This window comes from Hymenobacter sp. 102 (genome assembly GCF_049949205.1).
In the GTDB taxonomy this organism is placed as follows: domain Bacteria; phylum Bacteroidota; class Bacteroidia; order Cytophagales; family Hymenobacteraceae; genus Hymenobacter.
On sequence record NZ_CP188172.1, the window covers coordinates 76,238 to 102,086 of the forward strand.

Here is a 25,849-nt window from a genome sequence, read left to right on the forward strand (position 1 = left end):
AGCTTTTGGATGAGGGGTACAGGAAAAAAAGTGGGTACATAGATTACGCCAGAACACGCGGGCCGATATTTGCCGGATGACTCTCCCTGTTTCCCCTGCACCAACGCCCCGCCTACCGCCCGGACTGGCCCTGCTGCGCCTGAAATTTCGGGTGCTAGGTGCCCTTTCCACTGAGTGGGCTTTTGCCCGGGCCTGGAACCTGTTCACCACGCCTCGTAAACTCCCCATCAAGTCTTGGGAAACGGCAGCTTTACGCGAGGCCCGGCCGTTTGCGGTAACCGTGAGCGGCGGGCAGGTACGGGCCTACGAGTGGAACCCGACCGGCGCGCGCACCGTGCTGCTGGTGCATGGGTGGGAGCACCGGGCCAGCTTCTGGGGTGTGGCCGCGCAGGCGCTGGCAGCGGCTGGGTTTCGGGTAGTGGCACTGGATGGACCGGCCCACGGAGCGTCCTCGGGCACCCGTACCACGCTGCCAGCCTTTGCCCAGGCCGTGCAGGCCGTGGGAGATACCCTGGGTGAACTACACGCAGTCGTGGCGCATTCCTTTGGCGGGGCGGCTACGGTAGGCGTGCCGGTGCATTTCAACCAGGCTACCGGCGGGCAGCTGCCCCGGCTGGTGCTGCTGGCCGTGCCCGGCAGCACTACCGCCGTGGCCCGCCGCTTCGCCGGGCTGCTGCAGCTGCCTGCCGCTGTGGTGCAGCGCATGGACCGCCACGTACAGCAGCAGCACGGCCGCAACGCCGAGAGTTTCAGCCTGATTCAGGTAGGTCATCGGTTTCCGGCCGGCCGCGCCCTGTTGCTGCACGATGAGCAGGATGAGAGTATCCCGTTTGCCGAAGCCCGGGAAATTGTCGCCAGCTGGCCGGGGCTGGCATTTCAAGCGACTACCGGGCTGGGTCACAACCGCATCATGCGCGACCCGGCCGTGTTGCAGCAGGTAGTGGCGTTTCTGGCTTGAGAGAGGTGGGGGCCGATAGGGTAAGGGCTGGTACGCGCACCGGAACATTTGCTGCCCGTGGGCGTTAATCACCCCATGCAGCGGCCTTTTACTCGTGTGGTCGTTGCAGAAGTCTTTCTTTCACTCTCCCAACCTGTTTGAGTATGTCCGCTTCTACCCGCAACATCATTGCCTGGATTCTGCAGGGGCTGCTGGCCCTGGCGTTTATTGCCTCCGGTGGGCGCAAGCTCCTGGATATGCCCGGTACCGTGGGCATGTTTGGCCAGTTGGGCATGCCTGCGGTGCTGGCGTACATGGTGGCCATCGGCGAAGTAGTGGGCGGCATTGGCCTGCTCATTCCGCGCTTTGTGCGGTTGGCAGCGGCCGGCCTTCTCCTCATCATGATTGGGGCAGTGATAATGCACGCTACTAAAATACCGGGGGGCCTGACGAATGGGGTACCCGCTATGGTGCTGCTGGCGCTGTTGCTGGTAGTGTTGTGGCTACGCCGCCCGGCAACCACGGTTGCTTAACCCACGCGGCATGATATCCGCAGAAAGGCCGGGAAGCAAACTGCTTCCCGGCCTTTCCGTGGGTGGTTAGATAGAAGTATGCCCTTCGGCCGCCAGCTCCCGCAGCAACTCCCGCAGGTGGGTGGGCTCGGGCAGGATGCGCAGCACGTGCGCCAGGTATTCGGCCTCGGCGCGGAGGTGACGCTTTATTACCCGGATTTCCTGCTCCCGCTTTTTGCCAGTGCTGCCGCTGAAGCCATTGTCGCCGTATTTCAGCTCGTTGAGCTGTTGCTTAAGCTCCTGCTGCTGTTGCTGCAGCGCCTGGGTGTAACGCACCAGGAGAGTATCATCGGTGGTAGCGGTGGGCGTAGTATCGGAGAGCAGCTGGAGCAGGGTGTACAGGTCGTTGGTTTCGTAGGCCTCCGTGATGCGCTGCATCAGCTGGGTGCGGTGCTGTTGGGTTGCCTCGTCGCGGGCCAGGTCGGGATGATGGGCGCGCGCCAACTGCCGGTACAGGTCTTTGGTGTTGCCAAGCAGCTGCTGCTCGGCGGCGCGGGCCGTTTGGGCGGCGGCTTCCTCCGCTTTCTGCTGCCTGGTTTTGCGTCGGGCCCGGGCCGCTGCGGCGGCCTGCTCGTGGGGTGATAGGGTGGGGTCAAGAGGTTCCGCGACGGGCTCGGTGGTGTTCATCGGGGGCTGCTCGTCGTCCGCATCTACCCGACGACGCGGGGCGTACTTGCGCAGCATCTCGGCTGCATCCTCCCCGAAACGGTCCTGCAGAGCCCGTGCATTACCCACAATCAGGGCCGTAATCTGCTGTTCCTCCAAGCGACTGAAGTAGCCGAGCAGCAGGGCGTTTTCCAGCGGGCCGAATAACGCCTCCCGGGCCTGCACCACTGCCTGCGCGGCGGGGCCTACCTGCTGCCAGTAACGGCGGCGGGCCTCAGCCTGCTCCCCGCGTAGCTCCTGCAGCCGCTGCCGCAACCCTTCCACTTGCGCCACTGCTTCCCGAAATGCCTGCTGCGCCGGGGTGCCTGGCGCTTCAGCCGGGGTAGGGGTGGGCAGCTGGTTGGCGGCGGGTAGGTCAGTGAGCGGGTTGTGCAGATTCATACCGACAAAGGTAGGTGGTTGGTGGTTAGGTGGATGGGTAGTTGGGTGGTTGGGTGGTTAGGTGGTTGGGTGGTTGGTGCTGACATTCCGAGCAGGTCGGTCATCAAACGAGGATGAAAAACTTATTTTCTTTATCCACCCAACCACCCAACCACCCAACTATCTACCCAAACAGCTCATACGCCACCCGGAACGTGTTGCAGTGGGCATCCACAATGTCGCGGAGCTGCTCGGAGTAGCCGCCGCCCATGCTCACGGCTACGGGCAGGCCGGCTGCACGGCACAGGCTCAGCACGTACTCGTCGCGTTGGCGGCAGCCGGGTTGGGTGAGGGCCAGCTTGCCCAGCTTGTCGGTGCTCAGTACATCTACCCCGGCCTGGTAGAAGATGAAGTCGGGCCGTATTTCTGTCAGCAGCCGGGGCAGCGTTTCGCGCAAAATCTGCAGATACGTAGCATCACCGGTGCCCAGTTCCAGCGGAATATCCAGGTCTGACTGCTCCTTGCGCAGCGGATAGTTGGCGCCGGCGTGCATGCTGAAGGTGAACACGCGGGGCTCGTCCCGGAAAATACTGGCCGTGCCGTCGCCCTGGTGTACGTCCAGGTCCACTACCAGCACCTGCCGGGCCAGGCCGTGATGCAGCAGGTGGGCGGCAGCCACGGCAATATCGTTGAGCACGCAGAATCCTTCGCCCCGGTCCCGGAAGGCGTGGTGGGTGCCCCCGGCCAGACTCAGCCCAATGCCGTCCCGCAACGCCCGCTTCGCCGATTCTACGGTGCCGGCCACGCTGCTCAGGGAGCGGCGCACCAGCTCCGGGCTTTGCGGCAATCCCAGGCGGCGTACCTCGGCGGCCGAGAGCTGCAGGTCGCGCACCCGGTGCCAGTATTCGGCGGAATGCACCCGCAGAATATCTTCCTCGGCGGCCAGGCCCGGGTCATAGAAATCTTCGGGAGCGGCAATACCCTGCCAGAGCAGCTGCTCCTGAATGAGGGCGTACTTAGCAATGGGAAAACGGTGGCCGTTGGGCAGGCTGATGCTGTAGCGGACGGAAGAGGCAAGGCAGGGCATACGGTTTCCGCTCAACGCAACGGCTTTCCGGTAGGTTGGCCCTCCGGAGCAGAAATCGGGTTTTCCCGTATGTACTTACCTTGCCCAGGGCCGCTAGTGCATATTCCGCTCCTCAATCAGCTTGAAGAACGCCTCAGCGTACGATTCGCCGATGGGAATGATGGCCTCGCCCATATAAATGCGGTTTTTGCGGATGGAATCGATATGGGCCAGGGCCACAATGTAGGAGCGGTGTACACGCACAAAATCGGGGCTGGGCAGGCGGTCTTCAAAGGCTTTCAGGGAGTTAAGCGTCAGAATAGGCTTGCCGCCGGCGTAAATCTTGATGTAGTCTTTGAGGCCTTCCAGGTACCGGATGTCGCGCAGGTTCAGGCGTTGGGTGTGGTAGTCGGCTTTCACAAAGAGGTAGTCGTCGGCGGCGGGGGTGGGCGCAACGGGCGGGGGCAGCGGGGCCGGTTCGGTCGGGCGGGGGGCCAGGCGGTCCTGGGCGCGCTGGGCCGCCTGCAGAAACCGCTCAAAGGCAATGGGCTTCACCAGGTAATCCACGGCATTCAGGTTGAAGCCCTCCAGCGCGTAGTTCTCATAAGCGGTGGTGAAGATCACCAGGGCCTGGGGCTGCATGCTGCGCACAAACTCCACGCCCGTGAGGTCGGGCATCTGGATGTCCAGAAACAGCACGTCTACCGGCTCGCGCTGCAGCACTGTGAGGGCATCGAGGGCGCTGCGGCAGGTGCCCACCAACTCCAGAAAGGGCACGCGCTCCACGTAGGCGCTGAGCAGGCGCAGGGCCAGGGGTTCGTCATCCACGAGCAGGCACCGGAGCATAGGCCAGAGTCAGGGTTAGTTCGATGATAAATTCGTCGGAGGTTTCCTCCAGCAGCAGTTGGTGGCGGCCATCGGGGTAAAGCAGGTGCAGGCGCTGGCGCACGTTGGGCAGGCCAATGCCCGAGTTGGGGTCGAGGGTGCCGGTAGGGGCAAAGCGCGAGTTCTGCACCGTAAACAGCAGCCGGCTCTCCCGCACGATAATATCAACGGCAATGCGGGAAAAATGGCGGCCACTGACCCCGTGCTTAAAAGCGTTTTCCACGAAGGGAATCAGCAGCATGGGCTCAATCAGGGCCCCGGTCAGCTCCCCATCCACCGTGAAGCGAATGTGCACCTGCTCGTCATCGAGGCGCAGGCGCTGCAGGTCTATGTAGTTGCGCAGGTACTCCACCTCCCGCAGCAGCGGCACCCGCGCCGCCTCCGACTCGTACAGCATGTAGCGCATGAGCTGGGAGAGCTTGAGGATGGCCGCGGGCGTGTCGTCGGATTTGAGGTGGGCCAGGGAGTAGATGTTGTTGAGCGTGTTGAACAGGAAGTGCGGGCTCACCTGCGACTTCAGAAAGGCCAGCTCGGCCGTGAGCTGCTTGTTAGCCAGGTCCTGCCGGGCCTGCTCCGTGGTAAACCACTCGCCGGTGATGCGCATACCGGTACTGATAATCCAGGCCAGCACCCCCAGCAGCCACAGCCCCTGGGGCGGGCGGGAGTAGTGCATAGCACCCGGGGGCAACCGGTGGTGCACATGATGGCCCAGCAGGCCGGCCATGCGCAGCAGCATGGGCAGGTACACCAGGGCCAGCAGGCCGGCCGCCGCCAGAAAGTACAGCGCAAACTTCTTCCGGGCGAAAAGCCGGGGTACCAGCACGTAATAGTTCAGGTAGAAATACCCGGCCACCATGAGCGGCAGCAGCAAATTGCGCACCCGAAACGGTGGCGGATTTTCCGACAGCAGCCGGGGCAACGCTGCCACGGCTACCCAGGCCGCCACGTGCACAATCACGCGTAACACCTGCTCACGGGTAACTCGGGGGAAGGAAAAAACCATGCGGGAAAGCAAAGAGGCGTTGCGTACAGAAACGGCCCGAAAAAGGCTCAATGCCCCTGAACCGTTACGCCCCGGGAGCATAACGGCTCGGGACCGGCGTGGCAGATTAGCCGGAATTACTGGTTGGTGCCGGGGGCCGGGCGTTGCAGCCGTTCCTGCTGTTTCATCTGGTATTTCTGGTACTGCTCGGCCGTGAGCACCTCTTTCAGCTTGGCATCGGTGGCGGCGCGCTGGGTTTGCATCTGCTGGCGCAGGGCAGCCCGGTCGCCGCTTTGGTTGTTGGCACGGGCGGTTTGCATGGCCTGCATCTGCTCCTGCCAGATGGCCGTTACCTGGGTTTGCTGCTCGGGTGTGAGGTTGAGCTCCTGAGCCAGCGCAGCCATGCGGTTGCCGCGGCCGCTGCGGCCTTGGCCGGCGGGCTGCTCCCCTTCGGCAGGCTTCACCTTGGCTTTCTCTTTCTTAACCTTTACTTTCTTAACGGGTTCCGTTTGAGCCTGAGCCAGCGGGGCAGTGGTGAGTATGGCACCAAGTACGAGGAAGGTAATCAGCAGCTTTTTCATGGAGAAGAAAAATATAAAGCCACTACCGAAGTGGCAGGACAAGAAGAACAACTCAAACTTACGGGCCTATCCGGCACCGCGCGAAAAACATCTGCCAACCTCGTAGTTCTCTCGACGCGCCCGCTGACTCCTGCCACTGACTCCCGCCGCGGGTGCTGCCCGATGGTGGTTCCGTACCTTGTCACCTATGTCTGCCCGTCCTTCCTCTGCCGCCCCCGCCGCCGCCTCGGCTGCTACCCCCGTTTCGGCCGACTGGCTGCTGGACTCGCTGCCCAGCGGAGTGCTGGTGCTGGACGCACAGGGCCGTATCCTGCGCCTGAACCGGCAGGTGGCCGCGTGGTGGGGCTTGCCCGCCGGGCAACTCATCCAGCAGCTCTTACCCGAAGTGCCCGCGGCCGCTCTACCCCCGGAATTGTTGCGGGCGCTGCGGCAGCTGCTGGCCGGCCAGCAGCTGCCGGAGGCAACTTATTTTCTGCCGCACTGCCAGCAATGGCTGCGCCTGAGCTGTCGGCAGCAGCCCGCGCAGTGTGTTGTGTACTGGCAGCCCGTAGATGCTCCGGCCCCAGCTGCCCACCCTCCGCAAACCGGACTGCGTGAGGCGCTGGCTACATACCAAGAGCTGTTTCAGGCTACTGAGGAAGGCTTCTGCGTGATAGAAGTACTGTTTGACGAGCAGGGAAAGGCTGTCGATTACCGCTTTCTGGACACGAATCCGGCCTTTGAGCGGCAGTCGGGGCTACAAAACGTGCTGGGGCGCTGCATCAGTGAGCTGGTGCCGGCCCTGGAGCCGCATTGGTTTGCAATGTACGAGCACGTTGCCCTCACCGGGGAGCCCCGGCGCAATGAGCAATGGGTAGGAAGCCTGCGCCGTTGGTTTGATGTGTTTGCCTTTCGGGTGGCAGAGCCCCATCGGCGGTGCGTGGCCGTGATGTTTCGGGATGAAACGCCCCGTAAGCGCATGCAGGACGCGCTGCGCCAGTCGGAGGAGCAGTTTCGGGTGGTAGCCAATCTGGTGCCCGACCTACTCTGGACCAATACTACTGAAGGCGCAACCGACTGGTGCAACCAACGCTGGCTGGACTATACCGGCCAAACCATGGAGCAGGTATGCGGCTACGGCTGGATAGATGTGATTCATCCCGACGACCGGGCCGGCTCCACGCGCAGCTTTCTGGAGGCGGTGCGCGCCGGCCAGCCCCTGCACCTGGAGCACCGTATCCGGAGTGCCGCGGGCCCGTATCGGTGGTTTCTGGTGCAGATGGTGCCGTTCACGCGGCAGGGACAGGATGTAGTGCAGTGGGTAGGCGCTGCCACCGACATTCACGAGCGAAAATTAGCCGAAGCCGCCGTAGCCCGGCACAAGCAGCAGCTGGAGCAGCAAGTAGCCGAGCGCACCCAGGCCCTACAGGAAAGTCAGGCGTTGCTGCACTCGGTTTTTGAGGCCAGCATCAACTCCGTAACGGTGCTTAAAGCCGTGCGCGACGCAGCGGGAGAACTGGTAGATTTTGAGTATGTCATCTCCAATCAGATTGCCCGGTTGTACAATAACGGAGTCGACACCTCGGGTGCCAGCTACACGCAGTTGCATCCCGGCGTGAAGAAAACGCTGCTTTTCGACCGGTTTAAGGAGGTAGTGGCCACCGGTCAGCGCCTCGACCTGGAGCTGTTCTACGGGTACGAGGACATTAACCACTGGTTTCGGGTGGTGGGGGCGCGCCTGGGCGATGGGCTGGTGGTAACCGCCGAAAACATCTCCGACCGCAAAGCCCACGAGCAGGAGCAGGTGCGCAGTCTGCAGCTGCTGCAGGAAGCGGAGGAGGTAGCCGCCATGGGCAGCTGGGAATACTACCTGGCCGAAGGCCGCATTAAGTGGTCGGCAGGTATGTACCGCCTCTACCACTGGGCCCCGGATCAGGCCCCAACTCCGTCCGTGTACCTGCAGTACGCTACTCCCGAGTCGTCTGCGGCGGCCGGGCTGCTGGTGCAGCAGCTGCTGGCCGGTACCACTGGTTTCGAGCAAACTCTGCGGCTGCGGGTGGGTGGCACCGAAAAAACTGTCCGGGTGAAGGCCGTAGTCGTGCCCGAAGCTGAAGGCCGCCCGGCCCGCCTGGTGGGCATGGACGTGGATATAAGTAAGGGGCAGCGCCTGGAGCAGGAAAACCTGCGTTTGCGCCTTACGCAGCAGCAGGAGCTGTTCGCGGCCGTGCAGCAGGCCCGGGAGGCGGAGCGCCGCCGGGTGGCCGAAGGGCTGCATAACGGGGTAGGGCAGATTCTGTACGCCACCAAGCTGCGCCTGGAGCAGCTCTCCGCCTTCGCCCGGCAGTTCACGCCCGAAGCCAAAGCCGCCTACCAGGAATCCAGTCAGCTACTGGGCGAGGCCATGCGGCAGATTCGGGGATTATCGCACGAGCTGGTGCCCCACATTCTGGAATCGTTCGGGCTGACCAGCGCCTTCCAGGATATCGGCTACAAGCTCAGCAGCCCCCGGCTGCGGCTGGAGTGCCGCAGCACCCTGGCAGAGGGTGAGCATATGTTGTCGGAGACCTTACAGCTGGCCCTTTACCGCATAGCCCAGGAGCTGGCCCAGAACATCGTGAAGCACGCCCACGGCGCTACCCGGGCCTGGGTGCAGCTGGACGCAGACGCGGAAGGGGTAATTCTACGCGCAGAGGACAATGGGGCCGGTTTCACCCCGGATGTTGCCCAGAGTACCGGGCTGGGGCTGCGCAGCATCCGCAACCAAGTGAAGCTGCTCGGAGGTACCATTACCATCCAGTCGGAGCCTGCCAAAGGAGTCAAGATTCGGCTTTATATCCCGTTCACCGGACTGGTTATCCTGTAATTTGCTTTAAAATGCAAGGCGCATTTAGTTGAAAAATTAGCGTAGTAATTATGAATGAAATTATCTGGATAAATATTGATTGATGATGGTGGTAAAAAAATAAAAAATATTTTTCAGTGCTATTGACAATATAAAAATAACCTTTCTATCTTTGTCGCGTTCAAGAGCACCAACACATCCTCGAACGCCTAACTTTTATCTGTCATGCGCAGTCACTTCAACGAATATCAGCCAATGCTCTGCGGCCTGGATCGGAAGATTCAGCCGGGGTTCGGCGCGCATGCAACCAGATGAGGGTTTATTAACTGACTATCATCTACGCAAACGCCCGAACCACACCAGGTTCGGGCGTTTTTGCTTTCATCCTTCCACGACGTATTCGCTATTCCAATGTTCCTCTTCACTACTCCGTCGCCCAAATCCTGGCCACTGCTTGCCGCCCACGGGTGGCAGGTGGCCACCCCGGGCTCCGCGTTTATTTCGCAACTGCACCGCGCCTTTCCGTTCCGGTAAACTTCCGCTGGCGCGGGTGCTGAAAAAATAAACTGGTTGGTATTTATCTGCTAAGTAGCGCACGAAAAATGCGCTAATGGAAAAATATTGCCTGTTGTTTTTGGTTTGCTAAATGGCTGTTTATTGTAAAATAAGTGGCCGGGAAACGTGCGCCCATTTTTTAAATAAGACATGATTCAGATAACAACACGGGGTGCCAGTGGCGCACCTTTTTCATCGGCTGCTCGGCCCCTGAGCAGCACTTTCCGATGGCAAATCGAAACAAGCCCCTCTCGGTGGAAGCCCAGACTGCCCGCCGCGCGGCTGCGGTGCTGGCCAACCGCCCCGCCGGACACAAATGGTCCATAGCCCGGCAAATTGATTTTATCTGTACGTGCCGCTCGGTAGCCGAAGTGCACGCCCGGCTGGAGCCCGATACCGTGGCGGCCCGGCTGTACGGCCACTGCCTGCACGGCCGCACCGCCGCTGAACAGGCCATCAGCCGGGAAGCACTGCGGGCCCTGGCCCAAAGCCGCACCCACATCCTGACCCGCCCGGAGCTGGTGCCGGCCGTGGCGGCCATTACCCGGCTGTATCCGCGGCGCTGCCGCGAGGTGGCGGCGTGGCACCCGCACCGGCGTAACGCGTTCCGGCAGCTCTACAGCCTGGTGCGCCACCTGTTTGATGTGTTTTACGACGTGCCGGGGTGGGTGGTGGAAGCCTGGGCAACCGGGCAGCTCACCCAGCACGAGGTGGACATGGCCCAGCTGACCGTGCACCTGGGCAGCGGCCAGGCTCTTCGGAGTTTTCCGAATCTGCCCGTGCCGCTGAGCCGCCGCCTAGAGCACGAAATGCGCCAGGCCCCCTACGAGTACACGCTGGTGCAGGCCGTGCGCTATGCCCAGCTGGCCGCCACCGATGCCCTACACCTGCTGCCGCCGGTGCTGGGTACGCGGCTGGGCCGCGAAATCACCCCGCAGGATGCCGCCTGGTTGCAGGTGGTGGCGTTTTTTCAGTCGGCTCCGCTGCCCGCCGGCGCGCAGCTGGGGCGGGTGTGCGAGTGGATTGAAGCCGTGCGCACGGTGGGCATCAACGGCCAGCCGCCGCACCCCGGCTTCTCGCTGAAAGGCCGCCGGCCGGCCGCCGTGCTGGCCCAGGCCTGGCAGTGGTACCGCCGCACGCAACGGGCCCGGGAATACTGGGGCTACAATGTGGGCCTAGCCACTACCTGGGAAGGGCTGCCGTTTGCGGGGTACATCGCCCCCGGCCCCCACCGGGTGCACATCATCCAGCTGCTCAACTACGCCGCGTTGGTGGAGGAAGGCAGCCTGCAAAAGCACTGCGTGTCGTCGTACGTGTACTACTGCCTGCGGGGCCACTGCGGCATCTTCTCGCTGCGCATCAACGGGGTGCGGGCCCTCACGATGGAAGTGGAGCCCAACCGCCAGATCGTGCAGGTGCGGGGCCGCGACAACCGCTCACCCACCGAGCCGGAGCTGCACTGGCTCCGGTGCTGGATGGCCGAAGCCGGCCTCAGCCTCAGCGCCACAGCCTACTAACCGCCCTGCTCATGCCTGCTCCCTCCAACACCACCCGGCCGGCCGCCTCCGCCGCCGATATTCGCTCCTTCATCAACTACCTCCTGTCCTTGTCCTCCGTTCCACCGCCGCGCCTCCCGCACTAGCACTGCTGCTTATCCGGCCGGGCGCGCCACTATCCTCCCATCCGATGCGTTTCAACTATACTCCCGTTCCGGCGGCTACCGCCGTCAACCACGCCGGCGCACCCGCCTACGTGCTCACGCCGGCCCTGGAGCTGTACGCGGCCGTTGCCACGGCGGGCCTGCAAGATCAGTTCTACGAAAAAGCCGACACCCGCCTGGCCCGCCTGCGCCACCTGGTGGCCCACAACGATGCCCGGTTTGTAGCCCAGCTGGCCGTGTACGCCCGCGAAAAGCTGCACCTGCGGTCCGTGCCATTGGTGCTGGCCGTGGAGCTGGCCCGCCAGCACCGGGGTACTAGCCTGGTAAGCCGCCTGGTGGCCCGGGTGGTGCAGCGCCCCGACGAAATTACCGAGCTGCTGGCCTACTACGCCGCCGCCAACGGCCGAAGCGGCTCCAAAACGCTGGGCCGCCTGTCGAAGCAGGTGCAGAAAGGGTTGGCGCTGGCGTTCAACAAGTTTGATGGCTACCAGCTGGCCAAGTACAACCGGGCCGGGGCCGTGCGCCTGCGCGACGCGTTGTTCCTGGTGCACCCCCGCCCGCACGACGACGCCCGCCAGGCACTGTTCGACCAACTGGCCGCCGATACGTTGCCCACGCCCTACACCTGGGAAACTGAGTTGTCGGCCCTGGGGCAGGCGAGCTTTGCCACTGATGAGGCGCGTACCGCCGCGTTCCGGCAGCAGTGGACGGAGCTAATTGACAGCGGCAAGCTGGGCTACATGGCGCTGCTGCGCAACCTGCGCAACATCCTGGAAGCCCAGGTACCCGCCGAAGCCCTCGGCCGGGTGTGCGCCACCCTGGCCGATGCCCGGCAGGTGGCCCGCAGCAAGCAGCTGCCGTTCCGGTTCCTGGCCGCCTACCGGGAGGTGTTGGCGCTGAAAACCGGCGTGCTGACCTCCGCACTCACGGCCCTGGGCTTGCAACCCAACCCGGCGGCCCAGGTGCTGGCGGCCCTGGAAACGGCCATCGGCCACAGCGCCGCCAACCTACCCGGTTTCTGCCCCGAAACCCGGGTGGTAGTGGCCTGCGACGTGTCGGGCTCCATGCAACAGCCGGTGTCGGCGCGCAGCAAGGTGCTGCTCTACGACGTGGGCCTGGTGCTGGGCATGCTGCTGCAGAGCCGCTGCCCGAACGTGGTAACCGGCATCTTCGGCAACATATGGAAGCGTATTACGCTGCCCGCCGGACCGGTGCTGCGCAACGTGCAGGAACTGTACAAGCGCGAAGGGGAGGTAGGCTACAGCACTAACGGCTACCTGGTGATTGAGGACCTGCGCCGCCGCCGCGAGGTGGTGGATAAGGTACTACTCTTCACCGACTGCCAGCTGTGGAACACCCACCTCAACGGCACCAGCATGGCTCAGGAATGGGCCAGCTACCGCCGCACCGTGGCCCCCCACGCCCGCCTGTACCTCTTCGACCTGGCCGGGCACGGCACCACCCCGGTGCAGGTGCAGCCCGAGCACGGCGCGTACCTGCTGGCCGGGTGGTCGGATAAACTATTTGACGTGCTGACGGCGCTGGAAAACGGCGGCTCGGCCCTCACCGAAATTGAGCAAATCGACTTCTAACCTATTACTCGTGCTATCCTTATCCAGCCGGTTGCTTGTGCCCTGATTGAATATGCTTACCGCGGCCCCGGGAGTGGCTTTGACACCTGATATCCGCGGTGCCACTCCCGGGTTGCGTCCCGAAATTCCCACCTCCTTCCTGCTCCTTCCCATGAACCGAGAATTCCGCCAACAGATTGCCCAAACCACCCTGGCCGCCCTGCAAACCGGCTGCTACCAGTCCGGTGAGGGCCCGGCCGTAGACCTGGCCACCGCGCAGCGCGCCGCCGAAACCGGCAGCCGCCTTTACAGCCCCGCCGATGCCGGCCTGCTGCTGCGGGAGCTGCACCCGGTGCCCGGCCCCCCGGCCGATATCCAAGTGTATGCGGCCACCACGCTGGAAGCCGCCGCCCGCCTAACGGCGGAGTACCGGCGGGTGGGCTGCCTCAACTTCGCCTCGGCCCGTAACCCGGGCGGCGGGTTTCTGGGGGGCAGTCAGGCCCAGGAAGAAAGCCTGGCGCGGTCCTCGGGGCTGTATCCATGCCTCACGCAGTTCAAGCAGATGTACGCCCACAATAGCCGCCCCGACGGCACGGCCCTCTACAGTGACTACCTGGTGTACTCGCCCGGGGTGCCGGTGTTCCGCGGTGAGGCGGGGGAGTGGCTGCCGCAGCCGTTGCTGCTGGATATCATTACGGCCCCGGCCGTGAATGCCGGGGCGCTGCAGCGCAACTCCCCGGAGCTGATGCCGCAGCTGGAACCCGTAATGCGCCACCGCCTGCGGCTGGTGCTGGCCACCGCCATCCGTCACGGCGTGGAGGCCCTCGTACTGGGGGCCTGGGGCTGCGGGGTTTTCGGCAACGACCCGGCCCAGGTGGCCCGGCTGTTCCGCGAAGCCCTGGCCGACCCCGCCATCCGCAACCGGTTCCGCCGCATCGACTTTGCCATCTTCGACCCCAAGCCCCCGCACGCCGTACTTCGGGCCTTCGAGGAAGCCTTGCAGGGCGCGTAGCCGGGTACGATATGTAACCCGCCAATAGCCCGTCATACAAAGGTCAGAGGCCGAAGTATCTCGCTCGGCTGACGTCTGGATAGTATCACAACAGCAGCATACACGATGCTGCACACTGCATGACAGTTCAATTACTTCAAAAACCGCTTAAATCATTTCTGCATCCATGTTCAAGGATAGATAATGTACGTTTTGGGAAGGTGGCTGCCGCTCATTGGGCATCCACCGGCCGGAATGGCTCCGGTGCCGCGCGTGGCGGCCCGCCCATTCCACCCCGACTGACGCTTTCCGGCTACCCGTAGCCGGTGTCGTAGGCAGGCGTTCCTTCGTCTGGTTGAAGCCCACCGCTCAGGTGGGTCAGGGTTCGAATCCCCGCCGCGGCTTGGCCGCGGTGTACCGCCCGCCGCCCTTTGCCCGGCTACCGGTCCGGAAGCGCAGTCGATGGTTGTTTTTCGGGAAAGGTGGGTGCCGTAGCTGTGGCCTACTTCGCGCTCTTAACGCCCAGGTCGCGGGTTCGAGTCCCGCCGGTTTTTCTCTCGCGGGGAAGGCCGTAGCTCAGTTGGGTAGAGCAGGTCCTGGCCCGGCGCTTGTTGCCCCGCCCCACCCGAAACACCGGAAGCAGTGTCGTACGGTTGCCCTCCTTCGCAGGTCAATTTCGAGTAAAAAGAAATTCGCGGGTTCGAATCCCGCCGGCCCGCACACCCGGGCCGTGGCTGAGTGGCTGAAAGCACCTTTTTCTAGCGGGCAACCGGCCTGTTACCTGCTTCTGTTTATAGTGCCAAACGCCGCCCTGCCGGGGCCGGATGCCGTAGGGCGGCCATACTTCGCAATTGGGTTGCCCGGGTCGCAGGTTCGAATCCTGCCGCAGCAGTTGCCCCTAAACCGGGCGGCTGGTGCGTAGCTCAGCTGGTAGAGCAGGATAGAGGCCGCCCGCCTGTTGCTCTGGCCCGCGGTGGGCAGCGTTTGGAAGGAAGCACCTGCCCGGTGCCTTGTAATCGGTTACTGGCTGGCTCTCTTCGATTAGTTTGCAGCGCCGGTTTGGCCGGTAGCCCGGGTAGGGTTTCCTGGATGAGTGGGTGAGTTCCGGCTGTCGTAAAGCCGCGTTCCTTCGACCTGTTTCGTCGCTACTGCTTTGGCGTAGCTGCACGCGGCTTGCTGGTTACGCCGGAGCTCACCTTTCCGTCCTGTTTCTTTCTTCTTGATATAATCCGTTATGGCCTCACAATTACGCGGCAACGACCTTCGCCAACTGGGTTTTCCGGAAGGTCGGGCCATTGGGCTGGCGCTGGCTCAACTGCAGCGCAAGCACCTCAAAAAACTCTCGCAAACCGACCAGCTGACCTTGCTGAAGGAACTGCTGGCTAACCCCCAAACCTACCTCACCCACCTCGACTGGAGCCACACGGCCGCCGCGCTGCTGCCCCCACCCAGCCGCCACATTGCCCTTGCCGAGCGCAAGGACTACACCATCTTCGGCGCCGAGCACATTGAGCAGGGGGCCATTCATCAGATGGAAACGGCCATGAAGCTGCCCGTGGCGGTGGCCGGGGCCCTCATGCCCGATGCCCACCACGGCTACGGCCTGCCCATCGGGGGGGTGCTGGCCACCGATAACGCCGTAATTCCCTACGCCGTGGGCGTGGACATTGGGTGTCGTATGGCGCTGTCGGTGTTTCCGTTGCCGCCTAAGTTTCTGGAGCAGCGGGTGCAGGAGCTACGCAAGCTGCTGCTGGAGCACACCAAGTTCGGCGGGCGCGACGTCTTTCGCCACGGCCAGCGCCTCGACCACGCCGTGCTGAGCCGGGCGGAGTTCCAGGACATTCCCTTCCTGCGCAATAAGCTGGACACAGCCGCAGCGCAGATTGGCTCTTCCGGCGGCGGCAACCACTTTGTAGAGTGGGGCGTGGTGGACATCCTCGACCCTGCCAACGAACTAGGCGTGCCGGTGGGCCAGTATCTGGGCTTGCTCTCGCACTCCGGTTCCCGGGGATTGGGGGCCAGCATTGCCAACCACTACACCAAACTCGCCCAGGATACCTGTCAGCTCCCGGCCGAAGCCCGGCACCTGGCCTGGCTGAGCCTGGAGGCCGAAGCGGGCCAGGAGTACTGGGCAGCCATGAACCTGGCCGGCGACTACGCCTCCGCCTGTCACCACCAGATTCACCACCGCCTAGCCAAAGCCCTCGGCGAAAAGCCCTTGGGGAAAGTGGAAAACCACCACAACTTTGCCTGGAAAGAACGGCTGGCAACCGGGCAGGAAGTAGTGGTGCACCGCAAAGGCGCTACCCCGGCCGGGGCGGGAGTGCTCGGCATTATTCCCGGCTCCATGACGGCCCCCGGCTTCATTGTGCGGGGGCGGGGCGAGGTCAATTCCCTGAGCTCGGCCTCGCACGGGGCGGGCCGGCTGATGTCGCGCACCCGGGCCAAGCAGGAGCTGGGCGAGGCCGAAGTGCGCCGCTACCTGCAGCAGCACGGGGTGGAACTCATCGGGGGCGGCCTCGACGAAGCTCCGCAGGCCTATAAAGACATCCGCCAGGTGATGCAGAGCCAGACGGAGCTGGTAGATGTGCTCGGCTCATTTATCCCGCGTATTGTACGCATGGAAGGTGGCGTATAGAGAAAAGAAAGACCCGTCCGAAGTATCGGGCGGGTCTTTTTGTGGGTAAATTTCAGGGACGGCTGCGCCGATGCCGACAGTAGGTCATCTCCAGCGTTTGATGGTGCGTGGCTGGCTGATGGCGGGTAGCGGCTACTGGGAGCAAATCAGCCAGAAGTAACAGCGCTACTGCCGTAGTGGCAAGGTTAGGGGTGGAGGCGCACGGTTCCATACGAGTGGGTGCTGATATACATATGAATTAAAACAACGGCCTGGTACCGGTGTGTAGGCACAAGGCAATAGGATAAAAGAGGGGGCGACGACCTCAATAGTGTTGGGCACTATCGAGGTAAAGTAAGTAGGCATACTTACGAAAACAAAAGTAGCAATGGTTTTCGCGCCTGCTACTTTCTTTCAGATAAACGCTTGCCTATAATCGATGAGTCGAGGGATGAACCCGTTTAACTAAAAAAACGCGGGGCGTGATAAACGGTTGCACATACACGCAGACTACCCCAGCGCCAAGCGCCTGAAACCAGGTATTTGAACTGGATTTTAAGCAGTTACTGAGCTGGCTCTACTCGTACCACGTCACCCACGCGCAGGCGGCCCCCTTGCACAATCCGGGCCGTGAGGCCGCCGTGGCCGCGCATAGCGTTATAGCCACCGGGGCCTAACTCCTCTTCCATGCGGGAGCAAGGGTGGCACTCACCCGTAATTTCCAGCACTACGTCCGGCCCAATACGAACCTGCCGGTTTTTCAGGGCCAGCAGGTTCAGGCCGCTGACCACCAAATTTCGTCGTAGGCGTTCCGGGGCTACCGGTTCGGGGAGGCCTAAAAACCCGGCCACGGCAGCCAGGTGTTCCTGCTGGATCAGGGTAATCTGCCGCTTACCGCCGGGTTTGGGGCGGGCATGGTCGCCGTGCAGGTGGCGGTCTGTTTCCGCCTCAGCCTCCGGCACGCTCAGCAACTGCTCGCGCCGGGCGGGGCGCAGGCCAATCCACTCCAGGCGGCCTTGTTGGGGGAGGGTATTCAGCAGCCGGGCTACCGTCGATTTATCGTCACCCGCGAATGGGAAAGGCATAAAGAACAGCGTAAAAGTGGCGGGTACTAGCGAATTTCGGTGTGCCGGATCTGGCCGCCCAGGTTGCCGGCCCGGGCCATCAGCCCGAAGCTCACCGCGGCCCCTACCAACGCCGCCAGCGTAAACAGCCGGGCGCGGGAGGTGGGAAGAGTAGCCAGCAGCGCCAGCGCCCCGGTAAGCTCCAGGGCCCAAAAAGCCAGCTCCGCGGCCTCCTCGTGGGCATGAATAAGCTGGCGCGTAACCCCCGGCAGCCGCTCGGCCACTTCCTCGGCTCCCTCGCCGGTAAGCTGGGTTGGAATGGCCAGCAGCGCCGCCCCCAGCAGCGCGTATAACCCGACGCGGCTGGTAGTCGAATTCTTGCGAATAACGCCCGCTGCCAGTACCAGCAGGCCAAATAAACTACCCAGGATAGGTGTGTGGTTCAGGATCAGGTGCAGGTGCGCTTCATTCATAGGAGCAGACAAGAGGGGGGTAAGAAAACGGGTTATTTCATTTCGAACTGCCGGGCTACCAGGAAAGCGGCCCCGGCGGCCAGCGCGCCGGTGCCCGCCATCTTCAGCGCGCCCAGCACCGGGGGCTGGCCCGTTAGGCGGCTTTTCAGATACCCAAAAACCAGCAGGCAGGCCAGCGTAATCACCGCCGACCACAGTAGGCCCTGCTCAGGGGTATCCGTGAGGAAGTAGGCACTCAACGGAATCAGGCCACCCACCGCATACGCCGCGCTGATGGTCAGGGCACTTTTGGGGGCTTGCTTAGGGTCGGGCTTCTCCAGGCCCAGCTCGTATTTCATCATGAAGCGCACCCACTGGTCCCGGTCGGCGGTAAGTTCCTGCAAAGCCTGAGCGCGGGTGCTTTCCGAAAGGCCCATTTCCGCCAGCAGCTCATCCACTTCGGTCCGCTCCACCTGGGGTACCTCGTCAATTTCCCGGTATTCCCGCTGCAGCTCGGAGGCGTAGTGCTCCACTTCGGTGCGGCCCGCCAGGTAGCCGCCCAGGCCCATGGCAATAGAGCCCGCCACAATTTCGGCCAGACCCGCGGTAATCACCAGCCCCGACGACTGCACCGCCCCGCTGAGCCCGGCGGCCAGGGCAAACGGCACCGTCAGGCCATCGGAAAGGCCAATTACGATATCCTGCAGCATGGCTGAACTGGTCAGATGCTCTTCGGGGTGGGGGTGCACGTGTTGCATGAGCAGAAAAAAGGGCCTTGGAATTAACCTGAAGCGGAATATACGCGTATGCTAAGCAAACGAACGGCCTCGGTTGCCGACCTCGTTCTATCTCCGACCCTATTCTTCCCTCCGAACAGTATCATGGCTAAATCAACTGCCAAATCTGCCCCGGCTCCCAAAGCCGCCCCGGCCGCTGCCCCCAAAGCCTCAGCTGCCAAACGCCCGGCCGCCGCGGCCAGCAACGGCCAGAGCGTACCCAGCGTTCAGCCCATCCTGAACCAGCAGTTCAATGCCCCGGCTCCACTCCAGAAGTACGGCACCGTGTCGCAGCGCCTGCCCATCGGCCTCGATGAGAAGACCCGGCAACAGAGTGTAACCAACCTCAACCAGCTGCTGGCCGACACCATCACGCTGCGTGACCTGTACAAAAAGCATCATTGGCAGGTAGTAGGCCCTACGTTCTACCAGCTGCACTTGCTCTATGATAAGCACTACGAGGAGCAAAGCACCCTGGTAGATACCATTGCCGAGCGCATCCAGATTCTGGGTGGTGTGGCCGTGGCAATGGCCCACGACGTGGCCGAGCTGACCAGCATTCCGCGCCCACCCAAAGACCGGGAGGAAGCGCCCGTGCAGGTAGGTCGTTTGCTGGAAGCCCACCAGATTATTCTCAAAAACTGCCACGATTTTGCCAAACAGGCCGATGAATCCGGCGACGACGGCACCAACGACTTAGCGGTAAGCGACGTAATGCGCCTCAACGAAATGCAGGTGTGGTTCATCTCGGAACACGTAGTTGATACCCCGCTGGCCCGCGCCGAGTAGGTGTCCTCAGTTTTCGAACAACAAAAGCGGCTCCCGTTTCGGGAGCCGCTTTTGTTGTTATCGGTGGGCTCGTTTCTTCTCCTGATGGTTTTGCTCGGCTTCTTCCACGGAGTGAGTGCGGCCCAGATCGTGGTCCTGCCTGGCTTTGTCGGCCAACAGACAAAAATAGCCGTGTAACAGGTTGATTTCTTCCTCTGAAAAATCCTGGGCGTTGATGAGCCGGTTGCTGGCTCCTTTGTGGGCGGCCAGCAACTCGTTCAATTTCAGATGTAGCACCAGCGAATCCTTGTTCTGAGCCCGCTGAATGAGAAATACCATCAGAAACGTAACGATGGTGGTGCCAGTGTTGATGACCAGCTGCCAGTTTTCGGAATAGTGAAACAGCGGCCCCGTAACGGCCCACACCAGCACGGTGCCCAAAGCCAGGCAGAAAGCCAGTGTCGAGCCTGACCACGCCGTAACAGCACTGGCGAAGCGGGCAAAAAAGCTGGTATGGGTGGGTTCGGTGGGAGAGAGGCGGCCGGGCATCACGGAAATAAGGAGGTAGTTGGGGGAAAAAAAGCAAGGTTGGCCGCCTTGGGTGAGGGAAACGTGAAATTTTTACTGGCTGACACTGAGCCGACAACCTATTGTCAGGCAGAGTGCGCCAGAAAAAATGCCCGTCAGGTTTGTGCACGTCACTATAACCCTCTACTTTTGTCCTCGATTCGCCGCCTCAGTGAATCCGGAAGCCACGGCTTCTGCCCGAGTAAACGGAGTGCCAACCAACCTCTGCGCACGTGGTGAAACTGGTAGACACGCCATCTTGAGGGGGTGGTGCCTTCGGGTGTGGGAGTTCGAATCTCCCCGCGCGCACTCTTGAAAAAACCGCTTCGGTAGCCCGAAGCGGTTTTTTTGTGCCTGGTTCTACCGTAACCTGGCCGCGGAACCACCGGAGCCTGCCCGGTCGGAGCATAGAGAAGCTGCTATGCTTTTCGTTACTTGGCGGCCCTGTTCCCGTGTTTCTATGAAGCTACCTTCTTTGCAGCACCTAGCTGCCGAAGCTGCCCGCGTGGTGCGGCGTTTTCCCCTTACACTGTTGTGCGCCGCCGTACTGTGTAGCGTGGGCATCTACACCAACCATCTGAGCAATCAGGGGAAGCAGGACCTGGAATGGCTGTTTCCATTACTGTCGGCGGCGGGGCTGGGGCTCTCGGGTACGCTGGCGGTGGCCCTCACGGCCGAGCGGTACCAGTGGCGGCTGGTGCTGCGCTGGGGCGCGCTGGCGGCGGTGCTGGGCCTGCTGACGGTCTGGTACGCCGTAGCTCCCGCCGAGCCCAACCCGGAATGGGGTGCCCGCTTGGCCTTGCTGCTGCTGGGGGCGCACCTGACCGTAGCCGCCGGCCCCTACCTCTCCGAACTGCGCCGCTCGGCCGATACGCCCGGCTTCTGGCGCTACAATGAAACCTTATTCCTACGCATCCTCACGGCCGGGCTGTACTCCGGGGTGCTGTTTGCGGGCTGCGCGCTGGCTTTGGTAGCCGTGGAAAACCTGTTTTTCGTGGATATTAAGCCGCGCGTCTATGCCGATTTGTTTGTAGTGCTGGGCTCCATCTTCAACACCTGGTTTTTTCTGGCCGGCGTACCGCGTGATTTTGCGGCGCTGGAGCAGGAAATCAGCTACCCCAAAGGGCTGAAGGTGTTTACCCAGTTTGTCCTGCTGCCGCTGGTGGTGCTGTATCTGGGCATTCTGTACGCCTACCTGGGCCGGATTCTGCTGCTTCAGGCCCTGCCTCAGGGCTGGGTATCCATGCTGGTGCTGGCCTTGGCCGTAGCGGGCATCTTCGCGCTGCTGCTGATTCATCCCATCCGCCACGCCGCCGAAAACACCTGGATTCGCACGTTCGGGCGCTGGTTTTACTTGGCTTTATTTCCGCTGCTGGGGTTGCTGGCCGTGGCTATTGGCACCCGCATCCGGGCCTACGGCATCACCGAGGAGCGGTATTTCGTGCTGGTGCTGGCTGCCTGGCTGTTCGGTATTGCCATCTACTTCCTGGTGCGGCGCGGGCAGGGCATTATATGGATTCCGGCTTCGCTGGCCGTGGTGGCGTTTCTGGCGGCCGGCGGGCCCTGGGGCGCGTTTGCCGTGGCCCGGCGGAGTCAGCTCAACCAACTCAGCGAAATCAGCGCGCAGTACGGGCTATTGAAGGCTGGCAAGCTGGACGGGGCCGGCAAGCGGGTGCCCAATCTGCCCAAAGAGGCCCGCAAGCGCATCAGCTCCATCTTCGACTTCTTTGCAGACCGGGAAGCGGTTGATAAACTTCAGCCTTTTTTTGCCACAAAGATTGTTCTTCCCGATTCCCTTCATAATAAGCCCCGATGGGCACGCACGTACCCACAAACCAAGCAACTCTACGCTATCAGTGGGTTGCCCGAGTGGAATGAGTATGGAACAGATGCCATAGATGACACGCACTTTTCTTTTACTACTGAGCACTCGGATGCTCAGTCACTAGGCGAGGGTCGATATTGGCTTCGCACCTTGGATTTATCAGCATACCAAAAGCTCAAGGATATAAATCAAGCAGAATTTACAATTCGTGAGGGTACCTTTCAGTTACTAAAAACTTCCCAAGGCCGATTCCTGGAGCTAAGGCAGCAAACTGCTTCGAATGTCTGGAAGCCTATTCTAATAATGAATATGGCCGCATTTGGCGACTCCCTGATAGAGCGCAGCGGTAATTCCGGTTTTACTTCAGTTCCCTTGCCGACGCAGCAACTCACGCTGCACTTCCGCAATGAGCAGGCGGCGTTGCATCTGTATCTGCGTTACATCAATCGGACTAAGAACCAGTCTGATAATAGCGAAGAATATACGTATGACGGGGACGCAATGCTGGAAGTAAAATAGAAAAGGCCCGGAGCGTGCCATATGCTCCGGGCCTTTTCGTGTATTTTCGGGTGAGTTATTCCCACTCAATGGTTGCTGGTGGCTTGGAGCTGATGTCGTAGACCACGCGGTTGATGCCGCGCACCTGGTTGATGATTTTGTTGCTCACCTCGGCCAGGAACTCGTAGGGCAGGTGGGCCCAGTCGGCCGTCATGCCGTCCACGCTGGTTACGGCGCGCAGGGCTACCACCCGCTCGTAGGTGCGTTCGTCGCCCATTACGCCCACGCTCTGCACCGGCAGCAGCATCACGCCGGCCTGCCACACTTTCTCGTAAAGGCCATGCTCTTTCAGGCCGTTGATGAAGATGGCGTCGGCGCGCTGCAGCAGGTCCACTTTCTCGGGGGTAATGTCGCCGAGGATGCGGATGCCCAGGCCGGGGCCGGGGAAGGGGTGGCGGTGCAGGATATTCTCGGGCAGCTCCAGGGTGTGGCCCACTTCGCGCACTTCGTCCTTAAACAACGCCCGCAGCGGCTCCACAATCCGCAGGTTCATTTTCTCGGGCAGGCCGCCCACGTTGTGGTGGCTCTTGATGGTCACGGCCGGGCCTTTCACCGACACCGACTCAATCACGTCGGGGTAGATGGTGCCCTGGGCCAGCCAGCGGGCTCCCTCTACCTTCTGCGCTTCCCGGTCGAACACCTCAATGAAGGTGCGGCCGATGGCTTTGCGCTTCAGCTCCGGGTCGGTCAGGCCCGCCAGCGAGTCGTAGAACTCCTGGGAGGCGTCCACGCCGCGCACGTTCAGGCCCAGGCCCTGGTAGGAGTGGAGCACCTGCTCGTACTCGTCCTTGCGCAGCAGTCCGTTGTTCACGAAGATGCCGTGCAGCCGCTTCCCAATGGCCTTGTGCAGCAGCAGCGCCGCCACCGAGGAATCGACCCCGCCCGAGAGGCCCAGAATGACCTGGTCCTCTTCACCAATGGTACGCTGCAGCGTTTCTACCATCGAATCCACGAAGTGCTCCGGCGTCCAGCTCTGGTCGAGCCCGCAGATGTTCACTACGAAGTTCTGCAGCAGCGTTTTGCCGTCGGTGGAGTGCGTTACTTCAGGGTGGAACTGGATGCCGTAGGTTTCCTGACCTTCAATTTTGAAGGCGGCCACGGCTACCTCGGGGGTGCTGGCAATAATATCGAAGCCCTGGGGCAGGCTCTTAATGGTGTCGCCGTGCGACATCCACACCTGCGACTCGGTGGGCACACCGTGCAGCAGGGGCGAGTCGTGGTGGACGCGGCTCAGGCGGGCGCGGCCGTACTCCCGGATGGTAGCGGGCAATACCTCGCCGCCCTGCTGGTGGGCCAGCAGCTGCGCGCCGTAGCACACGCCCAGCACCGGTACCTGGCCCAGGTAGCGGCTCAGGTCGGGGTTGGGCGAGTCGGCGTCGCGTACGGAGCAGGGGGAGCCCGAAAGCACAACGCCCCGGATATCCTCAGTGAGGGCCGGGGCGTGGTTATACGGATGAATTTCGCAGTAAACGTTCAATTCCCGGATGCGCCGGGCAATGAGCTGGGTGTACTGCGACCCAAAATCGAGAATCAGAATTTGTTGCGGCATGGGCAAAAGTAGCGCACAGATGGGAAAACCGCCGTACCGGCCGATAAATTTTTCCCGACCCCCGCTCGCATCCGGTACAGCCGGCCGCCGGAAATCGGTTAGCTGCCATCACCGGAAACCCATGTCACAGTCAGCAGGCAGAGTGGCGGCGGCAAGCTCGTTGGGTGTGGTCGATAGCCGGGTTTATGGCTAAAGTGCTACCAATATTCGCTGGAAATGCAAGTCACAATTGAGGGAATGGTTGCCTTTACAGATGCCCCGCGCAGGTGCATTTTTGCAGCAGACCGTTCCCGTTCACTAACTACCCCTCCGTATGCACTCCGCTCTACCCTTGCTGGCTCTTTCCCTGCTTGGGGCGCTGGCACTCCCCGCTGCTGCCCAGCAACCCACCGATCCGGCTGCTGCCGACGCGGCCAAAGCTCCGCTGCTGGCCGATGCCCGCTCGCAGGCCGTCGGCAAGCCGGAAAAGAAACTGCTAGCCGGCAACGTGGTGGATGAGTGGGGCAACCCGTTGAAAGGAGCCACCGTGATGCTTGTGGGCGACCATCTGCATTCGGTAAGCACCAACTCAGCCGGTGACTACCTGCTGCCCGTTATGGCGGCGGCCCCCGTCATTCGGGTGAGCTTTGCGGGCTATGAGGATGCGGAGCGCGTAGCCCGCGGCCCGGCCGATTTGCTGTTTAAGCTGGAGCCGATTGCCGGCTACCGCAAAAACCTGAAAAAACGTACCAAAACGGCTGCCAAAGTCTGGAAACGTTAACTGGGGCAACAGCCGGAGCGGCCCCGCGCAAAAGAAAGCCGTTGATAGTGTTGTTGATAGCGGCTCGGAGGAGAAAAAAAGCGGCTGATGTACCGGTTTCGCCAAATCGATTTCTATCTTTGCACCGGCGAGTCAGAACGACCAGCTCCTGCTGAACTCCCCCAGGACCGGAAGGTAGCAAGGGTAAGCGGTTGAGCGGTGCGATTTTGGCTCGCTTTTTTTTGTCCCTATAGCTCTGCGAGTGCGGCCGCGTGCGTCGGACCCCGCGGAAGTCGTGATACATCGGAAAGAGCGGCCCTGCCAGGCCGCTCTTTCGCGTTTCGGAAGGACGGGCAATTTTACCGAGGCGTGCACGCACCCCCGGTTGATGCGGGCGGATGCGGCGCGGAATGTGTAGTCACCAGACCCGCTCCCGGGGGCAGGAGGCAGTGCGTGCCTACAAAATCCGGACAATCCGCTGGCATCCGCGAAAATCCGTGAGCAGGTGCTTAGCTTTGCGGGCATTGTTGTTTCCCAATCTACCCGCATGAAATTTTTCATTGATACTGCCAACCTGAAGGAAATTCAGGAAGCTGTAGAGCTCGGTGTGCTCGACGGCGTAACCACCAACCCTTCCCTTATGGCCAAAGAAGGCATCAAGGGCACCGACGCGGTGATGGCGCACTACCGCCAGATCTGCGAGATTGTGGACGGCGACGTGTCGGCGGAAGTTATTGCCACTGATTTTGAAGGCATCATTCGGGAAGGCGAGGCCCTGGCCGAGCTGCACCCCAACATTGTGGTGAAGGTGCCCATGATTCGGGACGGCGTAAAGGCCATTCGCTACTTCTCCGACAAAGGCATCAAAACCAACTGCACACTGATTTTCTCGGCCGGGCAGGCGCTGCTGGCTGCCAAGGCCGGTGCTACTTACGTGTCGCCCTTCGTAGGCCGGCTGGACGATATCGGGGCCGATGGCCTGCTGCTTATTCAGCAGATTGTGGATATCTTCTCCAACTACGGCTACCCCACCCAGGTGCTGGCTGCCTCTGTGCGCCACGTGCCGCACCTGATCCAGTGCGCCGAGTTGGGAGCTGACGTGGTAACCTGCCCGCTGAACGTAATCACCGGCCTGCTGAATCATCCCCTGACCGATAAGGGGCTGGCCGCTTTCCTGGCCGACCACAAGCGGGTGAACGGGTAACTTTTCGTAATGTGTGAAATGTGAAAAATGTGTTGAATGTGCCGGAAGGACATTTTCACATTTTTCACATTTTCACATTTCTC

At 61.9% G+C, this 25,849-nt stretch carries 21 protein-coding genes, 1 tRNA gene and 1 other RNA gene; 13 read left to right on the forward strand and 10 right to left on the reverse strand.

Features of this window, described 5'->3' with window-relative positions:
• The first annotated feature begins 76 nt into the window (after positions 1-76).
• Positions 77-958 (forward strand): alpha/beta fold hydrolase, encoded by an 882-nt coding sequence (locus tag ACN19L_RS00390; protein WP_426491577.1) that lies wholly within the window; start codon positions 77-79, stop codon positions 956-958.
• Positions 959-1,101: 143 nt separating this feature from the next.
• A complete protein-coding gene (locus tag ACN19L_RS00395) occupies positions 1,102-1,470 on the forward strand; it encodes a DoxX family protein (RefSeq protein WP_426491578.1) in 369 nt (122 codons plus the stop codon).
• Positions 1,471-1,536: 66 nt separating this feature from the next.
• Here the strand turns inward: ACN19L_RS00395 and ACN19L_RS00400 are convergent, their stop codons facing one another.
• The 5 genes from ACN19L_RS00400 to ACN19L_RS00420 all read right to left on the reverse strand — a co-directional run bounded on the left by ACN19L_RS00400 (position 1,537) and on the right by ACN19L_RS00420 (position 6,049).
• Complete coding sequence (locus ACN19L_RS00400) at positions 1,537-2,556, reverse strand: J domain-containing protein (protein WP_426491579.1); 1,020 nt, start codon at positions 2,554-2,556, stop codon at positions 1,537-1,539.
• A 163-nt stretch (positions 2,557-2,719) separates the two neighbouring features.
• Complete coding sequence (locus ACN19L_RS00405; RefSeq protein ID WP_426491580.1) at positions 2,720-3,622, reverse strand: histone deacetylase family protein; 903 nt, start codon at positions 3,620-3,622, stop codon at positions 2,720-2,722.
• 93 nt (positions 3,623-3,715) lie between these two features.
• Complete coding sequence (locus tag ACN19L_RS00410; RefSeq protein WP_426491581.1) at positions 3,716-4,429, reverse strand: LytR/AlgR family response regulator transcription factor; 714 nt, start codon at positions 4,427-4,429, stop codon at positions 3,716-3,718.
• Positions 4,422-5,489: a sensor histidine kinase gene (locus ACN19L_RS00415; protein ID WP_426491582.1), complete on the reverse strand. Its 1,068-nt coding sequence runs from the start codon at positions 5,487-5,489 to the stop codon at positions 4,422-4,424. The genes ACN19L_RS00410 and ACN19L_RS00415 overlap by 8 nt, the downstream gene beginning before the upstream one ends.
• Positions 5,490-5,605: 116 nt before the next feature.
• Positions 5,606-6,049 carry a hypothetical protein gene (locus tag ACN19L_RS00420; protein WP_426491583.1) on the reverse strand — a complete coding sequence of 148 codons (444 nt, stop codon included), beginning with the start codon at positions 6,047-6,049 and terminating at the stop codon, positions 5,606-5,608.
• Between the two features lie 187 nt (positions 6,050-6,236).
• Between ACN19L_RS00420 and ACN19L_RS00425 the strand changes: the two genes are divergently transcribed.
• The 5 genes from ACN19L_RS00425 (at position 6,237) to ACN19L_RS00445 (ending at position 16,285) form a co-directional block, all read left to right on the forward strand.
• A complete protein-coding gene (locus tag ACN19L_RS00425; RefSeq protein ID WP_426491584.1) occupies positions 6,237-8,891 on the forward strand; it encodes a PAS domain S-box protein in 2,655 nt (884 codons plus the stop codon).
• A gap of 761 nt (positions 8,892-9,652) precedes the next feature.
• Positions 9,653-10,942, forward strand: coding sequence for a PcfJ domain-containing protein (locus tag ACN19L_RS00430; protein ID WP_426491585.1), 1,290 nt, complete (start codon positions 9,653-9,655; stop codon positions 10,940-10,942).
• Between the two features lie 169 nt (positions 10,943-11,111).
• Positions 11,112-12,677, forward strand: coding sequence for a TROVE domain-containing protein (locus ACN19L_RS00435; protein ID WP_426491586.1), 1,566 nt, complete (start codon positions 11,112-11,114; stop codon positions 12,675-12,677).
• A 151-nt stretch (positions 12,678-12,828) separates the two neighbouring features.
• The gene (locus ACN19L_RS00440; protein ID WP_426491587.1) at positions 12,829-13,668 is read left to right on the forward strand and encodes a TIGR02452 family protein; all 840 of its coding nucleotides are present in this window, start codon (positions 12,829-12,831) and stop codon (positions 13,666-13,668) included.
• A 1,213-nt stretch (positions 13,669-14,881) separates the two neighbouring features.
• Positions 14,882-16,285, forward strand: coding sequence for an RtcB family protein (locus ACN19L_RS00445; protein ID WP_426491588.1), 1,404 nt, complete (start codon positions 14,882-14,884; stop codon positions 16,283-16,285).
• A 542-nt stretch (positions 16,286-16,827) separates the two neighbouring features.
• On the opposite strand, the gene ACN19L_RS00450 is transcribed toward ACN19L_RS00445, so the two are convergent.
• The 3 genes from ACN19L_RS00450 to ACN19L_RS00460 are packed head-to-tail and all read right to left on the reverse strand — an operon-like array spanning position 16,828 to position 18,538.
• Entirely contained in the window at positions 16,828-17,349 is a 522-nt protein-coding gene (locus ACN19L_RS00450) for an MOSC domain-containing protein (protein ID WP_426491589.1), read from the reverse strand.
• Between the two features lie 26 nt (positions 17,350-17,375).
• Complete coding sequence (locus ACN19L_RS00455; protein ID WP_426491590.1) at positions 17,376-17,801, reverse strand: hypothetical protein; 426 nt, start codon at positions 17,799-17,801, stop codon at positions 17,376-17,378.
• Between the two features lie 32 nt (positions 17,802-17,833).
• On the reverse strand, positions 17,834-18,538 hold the full coding sequence (locus tag ACN19L_RS00460; RefSeq protein ID WP_426491591.1) for a VIT1/CCC1 transporter family protein: 705 nt from the start codon (positions 18,536-18,538) through the stop codon (positions 17,834-17,836).
• A 123-nt stretch (positions 18,539-18,661) separates the two neighbouring features.
• On the opposite strand from ACN19L_RS00460, the gene ACN19L_RS00465 reads away from it, so the two are divergent.
• Positions 18,662-19,345 (forward strand): Dps family protein, encoded by a 684-nt coding sequence (locus ACN19L_RS00465; RefSeq protein WP_426491592.1) that lies wholly within the window; start codon positions 18,662-18,664, stop codon positions 19,343-19,345.
• Between the two features lie 57 nt (positions 19,346-19,402).
• On the opposite strand, the gene ACN19L_RS00470 is transcribed toward ACN19L_RS00465, so the two are convergent.
• Entirely contained in the window at positions 19,403-19,873 is a 471-nt protein-coding gene (locus ACN19L_RS00470; protein WP_426491593.1) for a low affinity iron permease family protein, read from the reverse strand.
• A 245-nt stretch (positions 19,874-20,118) separates the two neighbouring features.
• Between ACN19L_RS00470 and ACN19L_RS00475 the strand changes: the two genes are divergently transcribed.
• Positions 20,119-20,200, forward strand: a tRNA-Leu gene (locus ACN19L_RS00475).
• 151 nt (positions 20,201-20,351) lie between these two features.
• A complete protein-coding gene (locus ACN19L_RS00480) occupies positions 20,352-22,235 on the forward strand; it encodes a DUF4153 domain-containing protein (protein ID WP_426491594.1) in 1,884 nt (627 codons plus the stop codon).
• A 55-nt stretch (positions 22,236-22,290) separates the two neighbouring features.
• Here ACN19L_RS00480 and guaA read toward each other — a convergent pair whose 3' ends face one another.
• Complete coding sequence (guaA, locus tag ACN19L_RS00485) at positions 22,291-23,823, reverse strand: glutamine-hydrolyzing GMP synthase (RefSeq protein ID WP_426491595.1); 1,533 nt, start codon at positions 23,821-23,823, stop codon at positions 22,291-22,293.
• 313 nt (positions 23,824-24,136) lie between these two features.
• Between guaA and ACN19L_RS00490 the strand changes: the two genes are divergently transcribed.
• From ACN19L_RS00490 to fsa, 3 genes are all read left to right on the forward strand, one after another.
• On the forward strand, positions 24,137-24,583 hold the full coding sequence (locus ACN19L_RS00490) for a carboxypeptidase-like regulatory domain-containing protein (RefSeq protein WP_426491596.1): 447 nt from the start codon (positions 24,137-24,139) through the stop codon (positions 24,581-24,583).
• 124 nt (positions 24,584-24,707) lie between these two features.
• Positions 24,708-24,804: signal recognition particle sRNA small type (ffs, locus tag ACN19L_RS00495), an RNA gene on the forward strand.
• Between the two features lie 305 nt (positions 24,805-25,109).
• Positions 25,110-25,766: a fructose-6-phosphate aldolase gene (fsa, locus tag ACN19L_RS00500; RefSeq protein WP_226267827.1), complete on the forward strand. Its 657-nt coding sequence runs from the start codon at positions 25,110-25,112 to the stop codon at positions 25,764-25,766.
• The last annotated feature ends 83 nt before the right edge of the window (positions 25,767-25,849 follow it).